The 14,301-nt window shown below is 66.2% G+C and carries 12 protein-coding genes; 6 read left to right on the top strand and 6 right to left on the bottom strand.

Features of this window, described 5'->3' with window-relative positions:
• Positions 1 to 131: 131 nt before the first annotated feature.
• Positions 132 to 2,294 carry a S46 family peptidase gene (locus ACUDTM_RS16650; RefSeq protein WP_061480604.1) on the bottom strand — a complete coding sequence of 721 codons (2,163 nt, stop codon included), beginning with the start codon at positions 2,292 to 2,294 and terminating at the stop codon, positions 132 to 134.
• Between the two features lie 373 nt (positions 2,295 to 2,667).
• On the opposite strand from ACUDTM_RS16650, the gene tdh reads away from it, so the two are divergent.
• The gene (gene tdh, locus ACUDTM_RS16645) at positions 2,668 to 3,690 is read left to right on the top strand and encodes an L-threonine 3-dehydrogenase (RefSeq protein ID WP_005415442.1); all 1,023 of its coding nucleotides are present in this window, start codon (positions 2,668 to 2,670) and stop codon (positions 3,688 to 3,690) included.
• A 180-nt stretch (positions 3,691 to 3,870) separates the two neighbouring features.
• Here the strand turns inward: tdh and ACUDTM_RS16640 are convergent, their stop codons facing one another.
• Entirely contained in the window at positions 3,871 to 4,566 is a 696-nt protein-coding gene (locus ACUDTM_RS16640; RefSeq protein ID WP_072169153.1) for a TorF family putative porin, read from the bottom strand.
• Positions 4,567 to 4,771: 205 nt separating this feature from the next.
• Between ACUDTM_RS16640 and kbl the strand changes: the two genes are divergently transcribed.
• Positions 4,772 to 5,980, top strand: a complete 1,209-nt coding sequence (gene kbl / locus ACUDTM_RS16635) for a glycine C-acetyltransferase (RefSeq protein WP_005415440.1) — start codon at positions 4,772 to 4,774, stop codon at positions 5,978 to 5,980.
• 127 nt (positions 5,981 to 6,107) lie between these two features.
• Here kbl and ACUDTM_RS16630 read toward each other — a convergent pair whose 3' ends face one another.
• The 4 genes from ACUDTM_RS16630 to ACUDTM_RS16615 form a co-directional block, all read right to left on the bottom strand.
• Positions 6,108 to 6,443 (bottom strand): hypothetical protein, encoded by a 336-nt coding sequence (locus tag ACUDTM_RS16630; protein ID WP_005415439.1) that lies wholly within the window; start codon positions 6,441 to 6,443, stop codon positions 6,108 to 6,110.
• Positions 6,444 to 6,527: 84 nt separating this feature from the next.
• Positions 6,528 to 7,382: a pseudouridine synthase gene (locus ACUDTM_RS16625; protein WP_430543882.1), complete on the bottom strand. Its 855-nt coding sequence runs from the start codon at positions 7,380 to 7,382 to the stop codon at positions 6,528 to 6,530.
• Complete coding sequence (locus tag ACUDTM_RS16620) at positions 7,354 to 7,860, bottom strand: hypothetical protein (protein ID WP_005408235.1); 507 nt, start codon at positions 7,858 to 7,860, stop codon at positions 7,354 to 7,356. The genes ACUDTM_RS16625 and ACUDTM_RS16620 overlap by 29 nt, the downstream gene beginning before the upstream one ends.
• A 218-nt stretch (positions 7,861 to 8,078) precedes the next feature.
• Complete coding sequence (locus ACUDTM_RS16615; protein WP_049416163.1) at positions 8,079 to 9,170, bottom strand: OmpA family protein; 1,092 nt, start codon at positions 9,168 to 9,170, stop codon at positions 8,079 to 8,081.
• Between the two features lie 357 nt (positions 9,171 to 9,527).
• Here ACUDTM_RS16615 and ACUDTM_RS16610 point away from each other — a divergent pair, with 357 nt between their 5' ends.
• The 4 genes from ACUDTM_RS16610 to ACUDTM_RS16595 all read left to right on the top strand — a co-directional run bounded on the left by ACUDTM_RS16610 (position 9,528) and on the right by ACUDTM_RS16595 (position 14,293).
• Positions 9,528 to 10,547 (top strand): zinc-binding alcohol dehydrogenase family protein, encoded by a 1,020-nt coding sequence (locus ACUDTM_RS16610; protein WP_072169151.1) that lies wholly within the window; start codon positions 9,528 to 9,530, stop codon positions 10,545 to 10,547.
• A 192-nt stretch (positions 10,548 to 10,739) separates the two neighbouring features.
• Positions 10,740 to 11,372, top strand: coding sequence for a membrane protein YczE (gene yczE / locus ACUDTM_RS16605; protein ID WP_072169150.1), 633 nt, complete (start codon positions 10,740 to 10,742; stop codon positions 11,370 to 11,372).
• Positions 11,373 to 11,506: 134 nt separating this feature from the next.
• Positions 11,507 to 13,537: an NADPH-dependent 2,4-dienoyl-CoA reductase gene (locus ACUDTM_RS16600; protein WP_072169149.1), complete on the top strand. Its 2,031-nt coding sequence runs from the start codon at positions 11,507 to 11,509 to the stop codon at positions 13,535 to 13,537.
• 297 nt (positions 13,538 to 13,834) lie between these two features.
• Positions 13,835 to 14,293, top strand: coding sequence for a cell wall hydrolase (locus ACUDTM_RS16595; RefSeq protein ID WP_004154513.1), 459 nt, complete (start codon positions 13,835 to 13,837; stop codon positions 14,291 to 14,293).
• Positions 14,294 to 14,301 lie beyond the last annotated feature (8 nt).

Raw genomic sequence — 14,301 nt, 5'->3', positions numbered from 1 at the left:
GCGGAACACGGATGATACCTGTTCGGCGCGCCGGGTCGGGGCGGGCATGAAAAAACCCCGCGACGTGGGTCGCGGGGTTTCGAAAACTCCGGCTGTCTGGTCGAGGTTGCCGGCCAGCGGCCGGCACTACCTTACTTCGCCAGGTTCAGTTCCTTCAGCAGCTGCGGCGCCGGCGCCACTTCCTGCATGATCCACTGCATGTAGCGGCTGTCGACGGCGATCATGCGGGTCATCACCGGGTCGAACACCCAGTTGGAGCTGACCGATTCCCAGTTGCCGTCGAATGCCAGGCCGACCAGCCTGCCGTTGGCGTCCAGCACCGGCGAACCCGAGTTGCCGCCGGTGATGTCCAGGTTGGACAGGAAGTTCACCGGCACCGAGCCGATGCGCTTGTCTTCCAGGCCGCCATAACGCTTGGCCTTGACCGCATCGAGCAGCGCCTTCGGCGAATCGAACGGATCTTCACCGGTTTCCTTTGCCGCCACGCCTTCCAGGGTGGTGAACGGGGTGTACTTCACGCCGTCCTTGCCGTAGCCCATGACGTTGCCGAAGGTGATGCGCAGCGACAGGTTGGCGTCCGGGTAGACGAACTCGCCCTGGCTCTTCTTGTAGTCGGCCACGGCCTGCAGGTACAGCGGACGCGCGGTCAGCGATTCACCTTCGCGGATCTTCTTCTGCTCTTCCTGCTTCAGCAGCGCCGGCATGACAGCCACGGCGTACTGGATGGCCGGATCGCTGCTGGCTTCAAACGCGGCACGGTCGGCCTTGAACCACTTCAGGCGTGCGTCCAGGCTGCCGAGCTCGGTGCCCGACAGCTTGCCCACCAGCGCCTTGACTGCGTTGGCATCGCTGCCGGCCAGCCACTTGTTCAGCACTTCATTGTCGCGCTGCGCGGCCGGCAGAGCCACGTACTGCTCCAGCCAGTAGGCCTGCAGCTGCTGGTCCATCTTCGCCACGTAGCGGCGGTCCATCTGCTTCAGGCCACCTTCAATGGTGGTCAGGTCGCGTTCCTGGTAACCGGCTTCGCGCTCGGCATCCGGCTTGCTGCGCTCGATCGACAGGCGGTACAGGGTGATTGCCGCGCCAACGGCCGAGGTGTTGTTGAACTGACCAACGAACAGGTCGCGTTCGCGGGTCGACTTGCTGGTATCCAGATGCTTGAGCAGCTGCGCATGTGCGGCCAGCGCGGGCTTGCCGGCAGCGCCCTGCTTCTTCAGCCACGCCAGCACGGCGGCCTCTTCCGCCTGTTTCTGGCCGGCGGCGTCGATGCGCTTGAAGCCTTCCAGCTGGCCCAGGTAGTTCTTGGCCACGTTGTTCATGCTGGCGGCGGTGGCGGCGTACTTCACCTTGACGTCGGCGTCGGCCTTGCCGGCGTCGGCGATCATCTTGAGCACGGCGTTGTAGTGCTTGGCGATGGTCGGGTAGGTGAAGCTGGCGGTTTCGTTGAACTCACCGGCCAGCGCATAGCGGTTGGTGCGGCCCGGGTAGCCGGCCACCATCACGAAGTCGTCGGCGCCCAGCGGCTGGTCGGCGAACTTCAGGAAGTGCTTGGGCTGGTACGGCACGTTGTCGGCGGCGAAGGCGGCCGGCTTGCCATCCTTGCCGACGTAGGCGCGGTAGAACGAGAAATCGCCGGTGTGGCGCGGCCACATCCAGTTGTCGACGTCGCCGCCGAACTTGCCGACGCTGCCCGGGGGCGCGTAGACCAGGCGCACGTCCTTGATTTCCATGTTGCGGAACAGGCGATAGGTGTTGCCGCCGGAGAAGCTGTACAGGCGGCAGCGGAAGCCGGCATCGGCTTCACAGGCGGCAACCTGGGCCTTGTCGAAGGCGTCCAGCGCGCGACTGCGGGCCAGCGGGTCGTTGCCGGCGGCGGCGATGGCGGCCTTGGCCTGGGCGGTGACGTCGGTGATCTGGTCGAGCACGAACACGCGGGCGTTCGGGCCGGCGCTCAGTTCATCCTTCAGGGTCGGCGCGTTGAAGCCGTCCTTGATCAGGTTCTTCTGCGCGGTCGAATTGAGCTGGATGGCGCCATACGCGCAGTGGTGGTTGGTGACCACCAGGCCCTGCGGCGAGACGAAGCTGGCGGTGCAGCCACCCAGCGCAACCACCGCACCCATCGGGTCACCGGTCAGGTTGGCCAGCTGCTCCGGGGACAGCTTCAGGCCGGCCTTCTGCAGCGGCCCGGCGATTTCCGGCAGCTGCTGCGGCACCCACATGCCTTCTGCGGCGTGGGCGACCTGGACCAGCCCAAGGCTGGCGACGATGGAAAATGCAAGCAGGTTCGAGCGCATGGAGCGGCCCCTGGTAGTGGAACCCTCGATTGTAGCCCGCCGCCCTGCCCCGGCCCGAACCCCGGAAGTCATGGGCCTGCTTCTTGCTCTGCGCACATCGGCCGCGCACACGGAATCGTCCAGAGGGGGCGTGGTCACCCTGCCCGGGACTGTTGGCGCCATGGATGGGCTTTTGCGTGTCCCGGCCAGGGTGACCACGCCCCCTCCCCCCGGAATCAGGGAGGCGCTGCTGTTTGCAGTACGTTCGAAACGCCCGCCGGCGCACGCCTTTCGTTCCGCCAAAGCACCCGCAGCGCAACATGGGAAATCCGCGCGGCACCCTATAATCCGCGCTTTCCCCCTGATGAGTTCCACCCCGATGGCGCAGCAAACGATGAAGGCCCTGGTCAAGCGCGAAGCAGCCAAGGGCATCTGGATGGAAGAGGTTCCGGTGCCGACTCCGGGCCCCAACCAGGTGTTGATCAAGCTCGAGAAGACCGCGATCTGCGGTACCGACCTGCACATCTACCTGTGGGACGAGTGGAGCCAGCGCACGATCAAGCCGGGCCTGACCATCGGCCATGAATTCGTCGGTCGCATTGCCGAAATCGGCCCGGGCGTGACCGGCTACGAGATCGGCCAGCGCGTCTCGGCCGAAGGCCACATCGTCTGCGGCCACTGCCGCAACTGCCGTGGCGGCCGCCCGCACCTGTGCCCGAACACCGTCGGCATCGGCGTCAACGTCAATGGTGCCTTTGCCGAATACATGGTGATGCCGGCCAGCAACCTGTGGCCGATCCCGGACCAGATCCCGTCGGAGCTGGCCGCGTTCTTCGACCCGTACGGCAACGCTGCGCACTGCGCACTGGAATTCGACGTGATCGGTGAGGACGTGCTGATCACCGGCGCGGGCCCGATCGGCATCATCGCCGCCGGCATCTGCAAGCACATCGGTGCGCGCAACGTGGTGGTGACCGACGTCAACGACTTCCGCCTGAAGCTGGCCGCCGACATGGGTGCCACCCGCGTGGTCAACGTCGCCAACCAGTCGCTGAAGGACGTGATGAAGGAACTGCACATGGAGGGCTTCGATGTGGGCCTGGAAATGAGCGGCAACCCGCGTGCGTTCAACGACATGCTCGACTGCATGTACCACGGTGGCAAGATCGCCATGCTGGGCATCATGCCCAAGGGTGCCGGCTGCGACTGGGACAAGATCATCTTCAAGGGCCTGACCGTGCAAGGCATCTACGGCCGCAAGATGTATGAGACCTGGTACAAGATGACCCAGCTGGTGCTGTCCGGCTTCCCGCTCGGCAAGGTGATGACCCACCAGCTGCCTATCGACGACTTCCAGAAGGGCTTCGACCTGATGGAAGAAGGCAAGGCCGGCAAGGTCGTGCTCAGCTGGAATTGACCCGAAGGGTCAATTCCCCCGCATGTTTCCTTGTCCCCGCGCCTTTGGCGCGCCCCCTTGAACAACAAGGGGGCTCTCCCCCGGATGGGATCAAGAACACTGCGGAATTGAAAAAGGCGCCCGATGGGCGCCTTTTTCGTACAGCGTGCCAGGCAAGCCCGGCACCTACCGAAGCAAGGGTTACTTGCCGACGGCCACGGTCAGCAGCACGCGGCTGTGTGCCAGCTTGCCCGAGTTGTCACGGCCATTGCCGTCGGTACCGTAGTAGCCCAGGCCGACGTTGAACAGGCCGAACTGGCGGCTGACGCCGACGTTCCAGTCGGTGTAGTCCTTGGCCAGGCCCTTCTCGAAGCTGCTGCGGCCGACATTGGCATTCAGGGTGAAGTCCTTCGGCAGGCCCCAGCTGCCGCCCAGGCCGAAGTACCAGCCATCGGTGCTGCTGTTCCAGACATCGTTGGTGTAGGCCACCGTCAGCTTGTAGGTTTCATCCAGCGTGGTGGTGGTGATCAGCTCGTTGTAGTTCAGCTCGCTGGCACCGAGGTAGGTGTAGCGGTTCAGCAGCGCGTCGAAATTGACGCGGGGCGTGACGTCAACGCCGTAGCCGATCTGGTAGTCCACCTCGGTGCTCGGGTCGCCCGGACCGAAGTCGACGCCCGAACCCCAGACACCGGCATACAGGCCGACCGGCGAGGTGTAGGTGAAACCGGCCTGCAGGGTCGGCTTTTCGTCGGTCTGCGAGACACCACGGAACAGGTAGTCCGACACGGCGGTGACGTTCCAGCTGTACGGCGATTCGTTTTCCTGGGCACTGGCGGCGAACGGGGCAGCCAGGGTCAAGGCAGCGGCAATGGCGAGGCAGGCACGGGCGTGCTTCATGAGCGTCTCCGGTGGGGGCGGTGGCGTGGAAGGCCGAGGGCGGGCGTATCGGCCGGAACGGGACAGCTCCGGTTCACGAATTTTTAACCACTTTGCTATTGCGATGCAACATGCGCCGGCCGTGGCGATGCCCCGCCCGGGCCGGTCGGCAAGCGGCGATGCCCGTTAGAATCAGCGGTTTCCCGTTCAGAGCCGTGCCCACGCCATGACCGACGCCTCCTCCGCCCTGACCCGCCACTACGCCGAGGAACTGGACGCCATCCGCGCCCAGGGCCTGTTCAAGTCCGAGCGGATCATCACCAGCCCGCAGTCGGCCGAGATCACCCTCGACGACGGCCGCAAGGTGCTGAATTTCTGTGCCAACAACTACCTGGGACTGGCCGACCATCCGGACCTGATCCAGGCCGCCAAGGACGCACTCGATACCCACGGCTTCGGCATGGCCTCGGTGCGCTTCATCTGCGGCACGCAGGACCTGCACAAGCAGCTGGAAAAGCAGATCGCCGACTTCTTCGGCAAGCAGGACACCATCCTGTACGCGGCCTGCTTCGACGCCAACGGCGGCCTGTTCGAGCCGCTGCTTGGCGAGAACGACGCGATCATTTCCGATGCACTGAACCATGCTTCGATCATCGACGGCGTGCGTCTGTGCAAGGCCAAGCGCTTCCGCTACGCCAACTGTGACATGGCCGATCTGGAAGCCCAGCTGCAGGCCGCCGATGCCGCTGGCTGCAAGACCAAGCTGATCACCACCGACGGCGTGTTCTCGATGGATGGCTTCATCGCGCCGCTGGACGAGATCACCGCGCTGGCAAAGAAGTACAACGCCCTGGTGCACATCGACGAATGTCACGCCACCGGCTTCCTTGGCGCCACCGGCCGCGGCTCGGCCGAAGTGAAGGGGGTACTGGAGAAGATCGACATCATCACCGGCACTCTGGGCAAGGCCATGGGTGGCGCACTGGGCGGCTTCACCTGCGCCAGCGCCGAGGTGATCGAACTGCTGCGCCAGCGCTCGCGCCCGTACCTGTTCTCCAACTCGCTGCCGCCGCACGTGGTGGCCGCAGGCATCAAGGCGTTCGAAATGCTGGCGGCCGCTGACGACCTGCGCAGCACCCTGGCCGAAAACACCGCCTACTTCCGCGAAAAGATGACCGCCGCCGGTTTCGACGTGAAGCCGGGCGTGCATCCGATCAGCCCGGTGATGCTGTATGACGCACCGTTGGCGCAGAAGTTCGCCGAGCGCCTGCTGGAAGAAGGCATCTACGCCATCGGCTTCTTCTTCCCGGTGGTACCCAAGGGCCAGGCCCGCATCCGTACCCAGATCAGCGCCGCGCACAGCCGCGAGCACCTGGACCGGGCGATTGATGCGTTCACCCGCATTGGTGTCGAACTGGGCGTGGTCAAGGGCTGATCATGGCCGGGGTCGGATCCCTTTCCGCAGGAAAGGGCTCTGACCCCGCACGGTCAAAGCGTGCCGACCAAGGTCGGCACCTACCGGAGCCTGATGACGTGCCGACCAGGGTCGGCACCCACGGGCGTCACTTCTTTTTCTTCTTGCCCTTCGGCTCTTCCTTGCTGGCAACCACTACCGGCTTGGCGGCAGCGTCCTGGCCATTGCCCTTGGCAACGCGGATGCCGTTGGCCTTCATCCAGGCATCGAACTCATCGGCGGTCATCTTCTTGTCGCCGTTGCTCATCAGGAAGCGGTAACTGCCGCGACCATCCAGCTCCGGGGTTTTCACTTCCACCACCGGGGTCTCGGCAGGCGTTTCCGCCTTGGCCACCTTCTTGTGGCCGCCGCAGGCGGCCAGCAGCACCATCGGCAGCAGCAGGCCTGCACAGCGCAGGGTTTGATTGAGGGTCGGGTGGTACATGGCAGGCTCCGTTCGGGAAAGTCGACAGCCAGGCGCCCCCTACGCCTGGAACGGCGGCCGGCAACTGCCGGCCACGGGCGATGATCAGCCCGGTGCAGCGGCCCCCAGCCGCTGCTGGTCGCTGACCTGCAGAACCCGCCACTGGCCCTTGCCGAGATCGCCGAGCAGCAGCCCACCGATCGCGACCCGGACCAGGCGCAGCACCTGCAGGTCGAAGGCCGCCAACAGGCGGCGGATATGGCGGTTGCGGCCCTCGTCGAGGACCACCTCCAGCCATGCGGTCTTGTCGCCACTGCGCAGTACGCGCACGGCACAGGCGGCGAGGAGCTCGCCCGCGTCTTCGACACCGGCGCGCAGCGCGGCCAGGGTGTCCTCATCGGGCAGACGATCCACCTGCACGTGATAGGTCTTCTGAGGGCCGGTCTCCGGATCGGTCAGGTGCGCCGCCCACTGCGGATCATTGCTGAACAACAGCAAGCCTTCGCTGGCCTTGTCCAGGCGCCCGACCGGCGCGATCCACGGCAGGCCGGCACCATCGAAGCAGCGATAAACGGTGTCGCGACCACGCTCGTCCTGCGCCGTGGTGACCACCCCGCGCGGCTTGTTGAGCATCAGGTACAGGCGCTGCGGCGCCCCCATCGGCTGGCCGTCGACCTCGATCGGCGGGGGCGGACTGGCAATCGGGAACTCGGGATCACGAACGATGCGGCCGGACACGCGCACGCGGCCCTCGGCGATCCAGCGCGCGGCCTCGCTGCGCGAGCACACGCCGGCCTTGGACAGTATGCGCGCCAGGCCATGGCGCACGCCACTGGTGACATTCGGAGTCGCACGCCCACGCGGTGCGCGGGAGCGGGCGGCGGGGGCGGCAGGTGGGCGGCGCGTGCGCAAGCCTCTGCCCCCGCGGCGCTTACTTCTTGTCGACCGGCTTGGTCTCAGCCGGTGCTTCGGCCGGGGCCGGAGTGGCGGCCGGAGCCGGACGCGCCTTGACCACGCGAACACCGCGCGCCTTCATCCAGGCGTCGAACTCTTCGGCGGTCATGCGCTTGCCGTTCTGGCTCATGTCGAAGCGCCAGGGCGTGTTGTCGAATTCGGTCTGCGGCTTATAGGCCGCCGGATCGTTCGGCTTCACCGCCGGTGCGCTCGGAATGGCCTTGGCGATGTTCTGGCAGCCGTCGATGCGCAGGCGCTGCAGCACCTGGTCCAGCGACTGCGACGGGTCGTAGTTGCTGCTCAGCACACCGGCCGGCATGCCCAGCTGGTTGCCACGGATGTACAGCTCGTCGGCCACCGGCGCGATGGTCGTGGCCGGCAACGGCAGCGGCGAGGCGCTGGTGTTGACCGAGCAATCGACCGCAGCGTGGGCGGCGGGAACCAGGGCCAGCGCCAGGACGGCGGCCGATGCAGAGCGCAGCATGAGGGGCATCCACGGAAGGAAGTGACGCGGCGAGTTTAGCAATGCCGCGTCAGCTTTCAAGCGCCACTTTCAATGAATACGACAACTTGTTGGTTTTACGGACAAAAGACCGACGAACGGTTGTGTTGCCGCGTCACAGGCGAGCTTCCCGGCCGCAGAAACAACAAGACCCGGCCGAAGCCGGGTCCTGCAGTGTCCTACGGGCGGAGCGTCAGAACTTAGTTCTGGACGTTCAGCTCGGTACGACGGTTCTTGGCGCGACCTTCCGGGTTGTCCGAACCATCCGGGTTGGTGTTCGGAGCAATCGGACGGCTCTCGCCGTAGCCGATCGGGCCGACCAGGCGACCGGCGTCAACGCCGTTCTTGGTCAGGTAGTTGTACACGGCGGTAGCACGACGCTCCGACAGCTTCTGGTTGTAAGCGTCGGTACCCTTCGAGTCGGTGTGACCGGCAACTTCAACGCGCAGATCCGGGTAACGCTTCAGGATCTCGGTGGCTTCGCTCAGGATCGCCACGGCGTCCGGACGCAGGTTCGACTTGTCGAAGTCGAAGTTCACGCCCTTCAGGTCGATGGAGACCGGAACCGGGCAACCGTCCGGACCGATGGTCTGACCCGGCTGCGAGTTCGGGCACTTGTCGTCGCAGTTGTTGACGCCGTCACCGTCGTCGTCCAGGTCGGCGCAGCTCGGGGCAACCGGAGCCGGAGCCGGAGCAGCCGCGACCGGAGCCGGGCCCAGCGGGATCACGACGCCGACCGAAGCCAGCACGTCGCCGAACCAGCTCTCGTCACGTGCGGCGATGCTCTGGTCGTCGAAGTCAGCGCGGTAGGCCACTTCGGCGCGGACAGCAACACGCTTCTCGAAGGTGGTCTGCAGGCCGACGCCCAGCTTGGCGGCAACATTGCCGTCCTTACGCTGGCGCGGGCCGTTGTTGTCGAGCGCAGCGTACTCTTCTTCCGACTTCTGGTAGCCCAGGCCACCGACGATGTACGGGTTCCAGCCGCGGCCTTCCTTGATGAAGTGGCGACGCAGGTCCAGCGAGACGCCGTACTGCGACCAGTTCAGGTCCTGGTTGCTGTCGAAGTTCGGGTTCTGGTAGTTCAGCTCACCGTCCAGCGACCAGTTCGGGCTGATGAACTTACCCAGGCCCAGGGTCACGAACGGAGCGTCATTGGTCAGACGGTCGCTGTCCTGGAAGTTGAAGCCGGCCGAACCGGTCAGGTACCAGCGGTCATCGAACTCCTGCGCCGAAGCTGCCTGGGCGAAAGCCAGGCCGCCCAGCAGCGCGGCAGTAAGGATCTTCTTGTTCATTGAGTACAGCTCCTATTTCGGGGGTATGAAACCGGTAGAGGCATGGGCCAGCACTAGTGCGTCGATGTTCGACAGCCGATTCAGCACGCCACCGCCGCGAACATTATGCTCAGGCGGGTGAAGGCCATGTTAACAGTCCCGTAACATGTGAAGTGTTGCGCCCGACCGTCCACCGGTCCGACGTTGAAACCCTATACAGGATGATGAAAATCCGCAAGACCCACACGCTGCAAGGGTTTGACGGGGTTTAGGCGCGAGAAGCGACATATTGCGCAACGTGCTGCATCACACGGTTCAGCGCGTCTGAGGAAACGTGAGGAACCTTATGATGGGATCACGAACCCAGCCGGAGCCGTGATGAAAGCCGTCGCCCTGAGTCGTGAATACGCGCCCGCCCTGCGTGATGTCCTGCTGCCGCCGCCGCTGCCTCCTCGCGGTCGCGATCTGCTGGTGCGGATCGAAGCGGTTTCGGTCAACCCCGTCGATGGCAAGCAGCGGGCCGCCACCGATCCGGCCACTCTTGAGGTTCCCCGGGTGCTCGGCTGGGACGCAGCCGGCGTGGTCGAAGCCATCGGTGACGAGGCCAGCCTGTTCGCCTCCGGTGACGAGGTCTACTTCGCCGGTGACGTTACCCGGCCGGGCTGCAACGCCCAGTACCAGTGGGTTGATGAGCGCCTGGTCGCGCGCAAGCCGACCACGCTCGATTTCGCTGAAGCGGCGGCGCTGCCGTTGACCACTCTCACAGCCTGGGAACTGCTGTTCCAGCGCATGCCGCTGCAGCTCGATGGCCGCCGCCACGTGGGCCAGCACCTGCTGGTGATCGGCGGCGCCGGCGGCGTCGGCTCGATGGCGATCCAGCTGGCACGCCATGCCGGTTTCGAGGTGATCGCCACCGCCTCGCGCGAGGCCTCAATCGAGTGGTGCCGGCAGATGGGGGCCACGCATGTGATCGACCATCGGCAGCCACTGCAGCCCCAGTTGCGGGCGCTGGGCATCGATGCGGTGCAGGTCGCGCTCAATCTGGCCGACACCGACCACTACTGGGATGAACTGGGCCAGCTGCTGGCACCGCAGGGCCACGTCGGCCTGATCGTCGAGCCGCGGGGTGCGCTGCGCATCGGCGATCCCTACAAGGCCAAATGCATCGGCATCCACTGGGAATTCATGTTCGCGCGTTCGCGCTTCGCCACCGCCGACTGTATCGAACAGCACCGCATCCTCAGCCGTGCGGCCAGCATGATCGATGCCGGCCAGCTGCGTGGCACGCTCAAGGAAACGCTGGGCACGATCAATGCGGCCAACCTGGACATCGCGCATCAGCGCCTGGCCAGCGGGCGCACGGTAGGCAAGCTGGCGCTGGTCGGCTGGGACGACTGACGCGGTGATGTAGAGCCGAGCCCACGCTCGGCTGCTGTGCCTGCCGCCACCCGCAGAGCACGGGCTCGGCCCTGCACAACCGCCCGCATGCAGGATCGACGCTACCTGTAGCGGCGGATTGGCCGGCATCTGTATCTATGGATGATGCAGAAACAGCGATACGGTGGAAACAGATCCCCCCCCCGGACCGCCATGCCCACCACCCTGCCCTTGCGCCTGCTGCAATTGATCACCGGCCTGTTCCTGTACGGCTTCGGCGCCTCGCTGATGATCCGTGCCGCCATCGGCGTGGCACCCTGGGATGTGCTGTCGCAGGGCATCGCTGCGCAGACGCCACTGTCATTCGGCCTGGCAACCAATGCCATCGGTGCATTGGTGCTGCTGCTGTGGTGGCCGCTGCGGCAGAAGCCGGGCGTCGGCACCGTGCTCAACGTGATGCTGATCGGCCCCTCCGCACAGTTCGGGCTGTGGCTGCTGCCGCCGGCCGTCGGCCTTGGCTGGCAGCTGGCGATGTTCTGTGGCGGCATGCTGCTGGTGGCGCTGGCCACCGGCCTGTACATCGGTGCCCGCCTTGGCCCGGGGCCACGCGATGGCCTGATGACCGGTCTGCATGCCCGTACCGGCTGGCCGATCTGGAAGGTGCGCAGCCTGATCGAAGGCAGCGTACTGCTGCTGGGCTGGTGCCTGGGCGGCAATGTCGGCCTCGGCACCCTCGCCTTCGCCCTGCTGATCGGGCCGCTGTGCGGAATGACGCTGGGCTGGTTCGGGATCGGTCGGCCCGCGCCGGTTGTGCCGGCCGCTGGCCGGCAACCGCAATCGCCCTGAGTTGACCGGAATGCCGGCCAGCGGCCGGCACTGCCAAACCGTCAGACAGCGGCCAGCCCTTCCAAAGAAGCGGGCCTTGCCCCGGCCGCCGTTTCGCGGCACGCTTCGCGCTTCCGTACGCAAGCGTATCGACCATGTCGCCAGCCAACGAAAGCGCCTATCCCCACCTGTTCGCCCCGCTGGACCTGGGCTTCACCCAGCTGCGCAATCGCGTCCTGATGGGTTCGATGCACACCGGCCTGGAAGATCGCGCCCGCGACTTCCCGCGGCTGGCGGCCTACTTCGCCGAGCGCGCCGAGGGCGGCGTCGGCCTGATCGTCACCGGCGGCTTCGCGCCCAATGTGGTCGGTTGGCTGAAGCCATTCGGTGGCAAGCTGTCCTGGCCCTGGGAAGTGCGGCCGCACCGCCAGCTCACCGCCGCCGCGCACCAGCACGGCGCGAAGATCTGCCTGCAGCTGCTGCATGCCGGCCGCTATGCCTACCACCCGTTGTCGGTGGCACCGACGAAGCTGAAGGCACCGATCAACCCGTTCACCCCGCGCGCATTGTCGGCCAGCGGCGTAGAGCGCCATATCGCCGACTACGCTCGCAGTGCCAAGCTGGCCCGCGAGGCCGGCTACGACGGCGTGGAAGTGATGGGCTCGGAGGGCTACCTCATCAACGAGTTCATCGCCCCGCGCACCAACAAGCGCGCCGATGCCTGGGGCGGCGACGCGCGCCAGCGCATGCGCTTCGCGGTCGAGATCGTGCGCCGCATCCGCGAGGCCTGCGGCCCGGACTTCATCATCATCTACCGCCTGTCACTGGTGGATCTGGTCGACGACGGCAGCGACTGGGACGAGATCGTTCAGCAGGCGCAGGCGATCGAGGCGGCTGGCGCAACGATCATCAATTCCGGCATCGGCTGGCACGAAGCGCGCATTCCGACCATCGCCACCTCGGTGCCGCGCGCGGCCTTTGCCGGCGTCACCGCCAAGCTCAAGCCGCATGTGAAGGTACCGCTGGTGGCGACCAACCGCATCAACATGCCCGACGTTGCCGAACGCATCCTGGCCGGTGGCGGCGCCGACATGGTGTCGCTGGCACGCCCGCTGCTGGCCGACCCGCAGTGGCCGAACAAGGCCCGTGCCGGCCGCGCGGAGGCGATCAACACCTGCATCGCCTGCAACCAGGCCTGCCTGGACCACGTGTTCGAGAACAAGCTGGCCAGCTGCCTGGTCAATCCGCGCGCCGCCCACGAGACCGAGCTGGTCTATCGTCCCACGGCTACGCCGAAGAAGGTCGCGGTGGTCGGTGCCGGCCCCGCCGGCCTGGCCTGCGCCACTGTCGCTGCCCAGCGTGGCCACCAGGTCACCCTGTTCGATGCCAATGATGAGATCGGCGGCCAGTTCAACGTGGCCAAGCGCATCCCCGGCAAGGAAGAGTTCCACGAGACCCTGCGCTACTTCCGCCACGCGCTGCAGGAGACCGGCGTACAGCTGCGCCTGGGTACCCGCGTCGACGCTTCCCAACTGGCTGGCTTCGACGAGGTGGTGCTGGCCACCGGCATCACCCCGCGCAAGGTCGATTTCCCCGGTGCCGATCACGCCAAGGTGGTGAGCTACCTGGACGTGCTGCTGGGACGGGTCGAAGTGGGCGCCAATGCGGCGATCATCGGCGCCGGCGGCATCGGCTTCGATGTCGGCGAATTCCTCAGCCACGCCGGTGAATCCCCCTCGCTGGATCCGCAGCGCTGGATGGCCGAATGGGGCGTGGATGCCAGCTTCGAGGCACGCGGCTCGCTGGGCCGGCCCGAGGTCGAGCCGTCACCGCGGCGCTTGTGGCTGCTGCAGCGCAGCCCAGGCAAGCCGGGCGCGCGGCTGGGCAAGACCACCGGCTGGATCCATCGCGCCACGCTGAAGGCCAAGGGCGTGCGCATGCTCGGTGGCGTCGAGTACCTGGGGGTGGACGACGAGGGCCTGCGCATCCGCGTGGACGGCAGCGAACAGCTGCTGCCGGTCGACCATGTGGTGATCTGCGCCGGGCAGGAACCGAACCGCACGCTGCGGGCCGAACTGCAGGCGGCCGGCATCAACGCGCAGCTGATCGGCGGTGCCGACGTGGCCGCCGAACTCGATGCGAAACGCGCCATCGACCAGGGCAGCCGGGTCGCCGCCGCGCTCTGATGAGCGCCTGAATGGGGGACGGAATGTGATTTCCGTCACCCCGGTTGAACCTGAATGTCAAGCCGAGCGGTTCACGATGCGTTCGGCTATGCCCCCCTACCTTGCGCCATCTTTCCGCTCACCAGCCAGTTTCCGGTGAGCCGGCGCAGTCCCCACGATCGGTACTGATCGTTTCTTTTGGGGCTGCCCACGGGGCGGCCCCGATGGCCGCCTCCCCATGACGCCAAGTCGTCCCCCACCTCCTGTCGCCCCGCGGCCGGAACCGGAGGGTGCGGCCCATACGGAGCAAGGAGTTATATGAAACTGGCCTGGATTCTCTGGCTGTCGCAGTTGTTGCCTCAGCCGGCCGCTGATTCACTGTGTTTGAGCACCACCGTCTACCTGGAAGCCCGCGACCAGACCCTGCGCGGCCAGCAGGCTGTTGCCGAGGTCGCCCTGCGCCGTCTCGACAGTGGCCTGTGGGGCGACTCGATGTGCCAGGTGGTCACCGCACGCAAGCAGTTCGCACCGACCATCGTCTCCCCCGGCACCCAGCTGGGCAATGACGCGGCGTGGAGCGAAGCGATGAACGTGGCCTTCGACGCCGAGCGCAACTGGGCGCTGCCGGCCGGCGAACGCCGCGAGATCGTCCCTGGTGCCAGCCACTTCGCCGCGCTGTCCATCGCCAGCCCGAACTGGCGCAACGCCTACCAGGTGGCGACCATCGGCGATCACACCTTCTACAAGGTGCAGAACCTCAAGCCGCGGCAGTCGTAACGATCCGT

Source organism: Stenotrophomonas maltophilia group sp. vghtpe118 (assembly GCF_052605195.1).
Note: the sequence above shows the minus strand (reverse complement) of the source record. Positions and strands in the feature narration are given on the sequence as shown.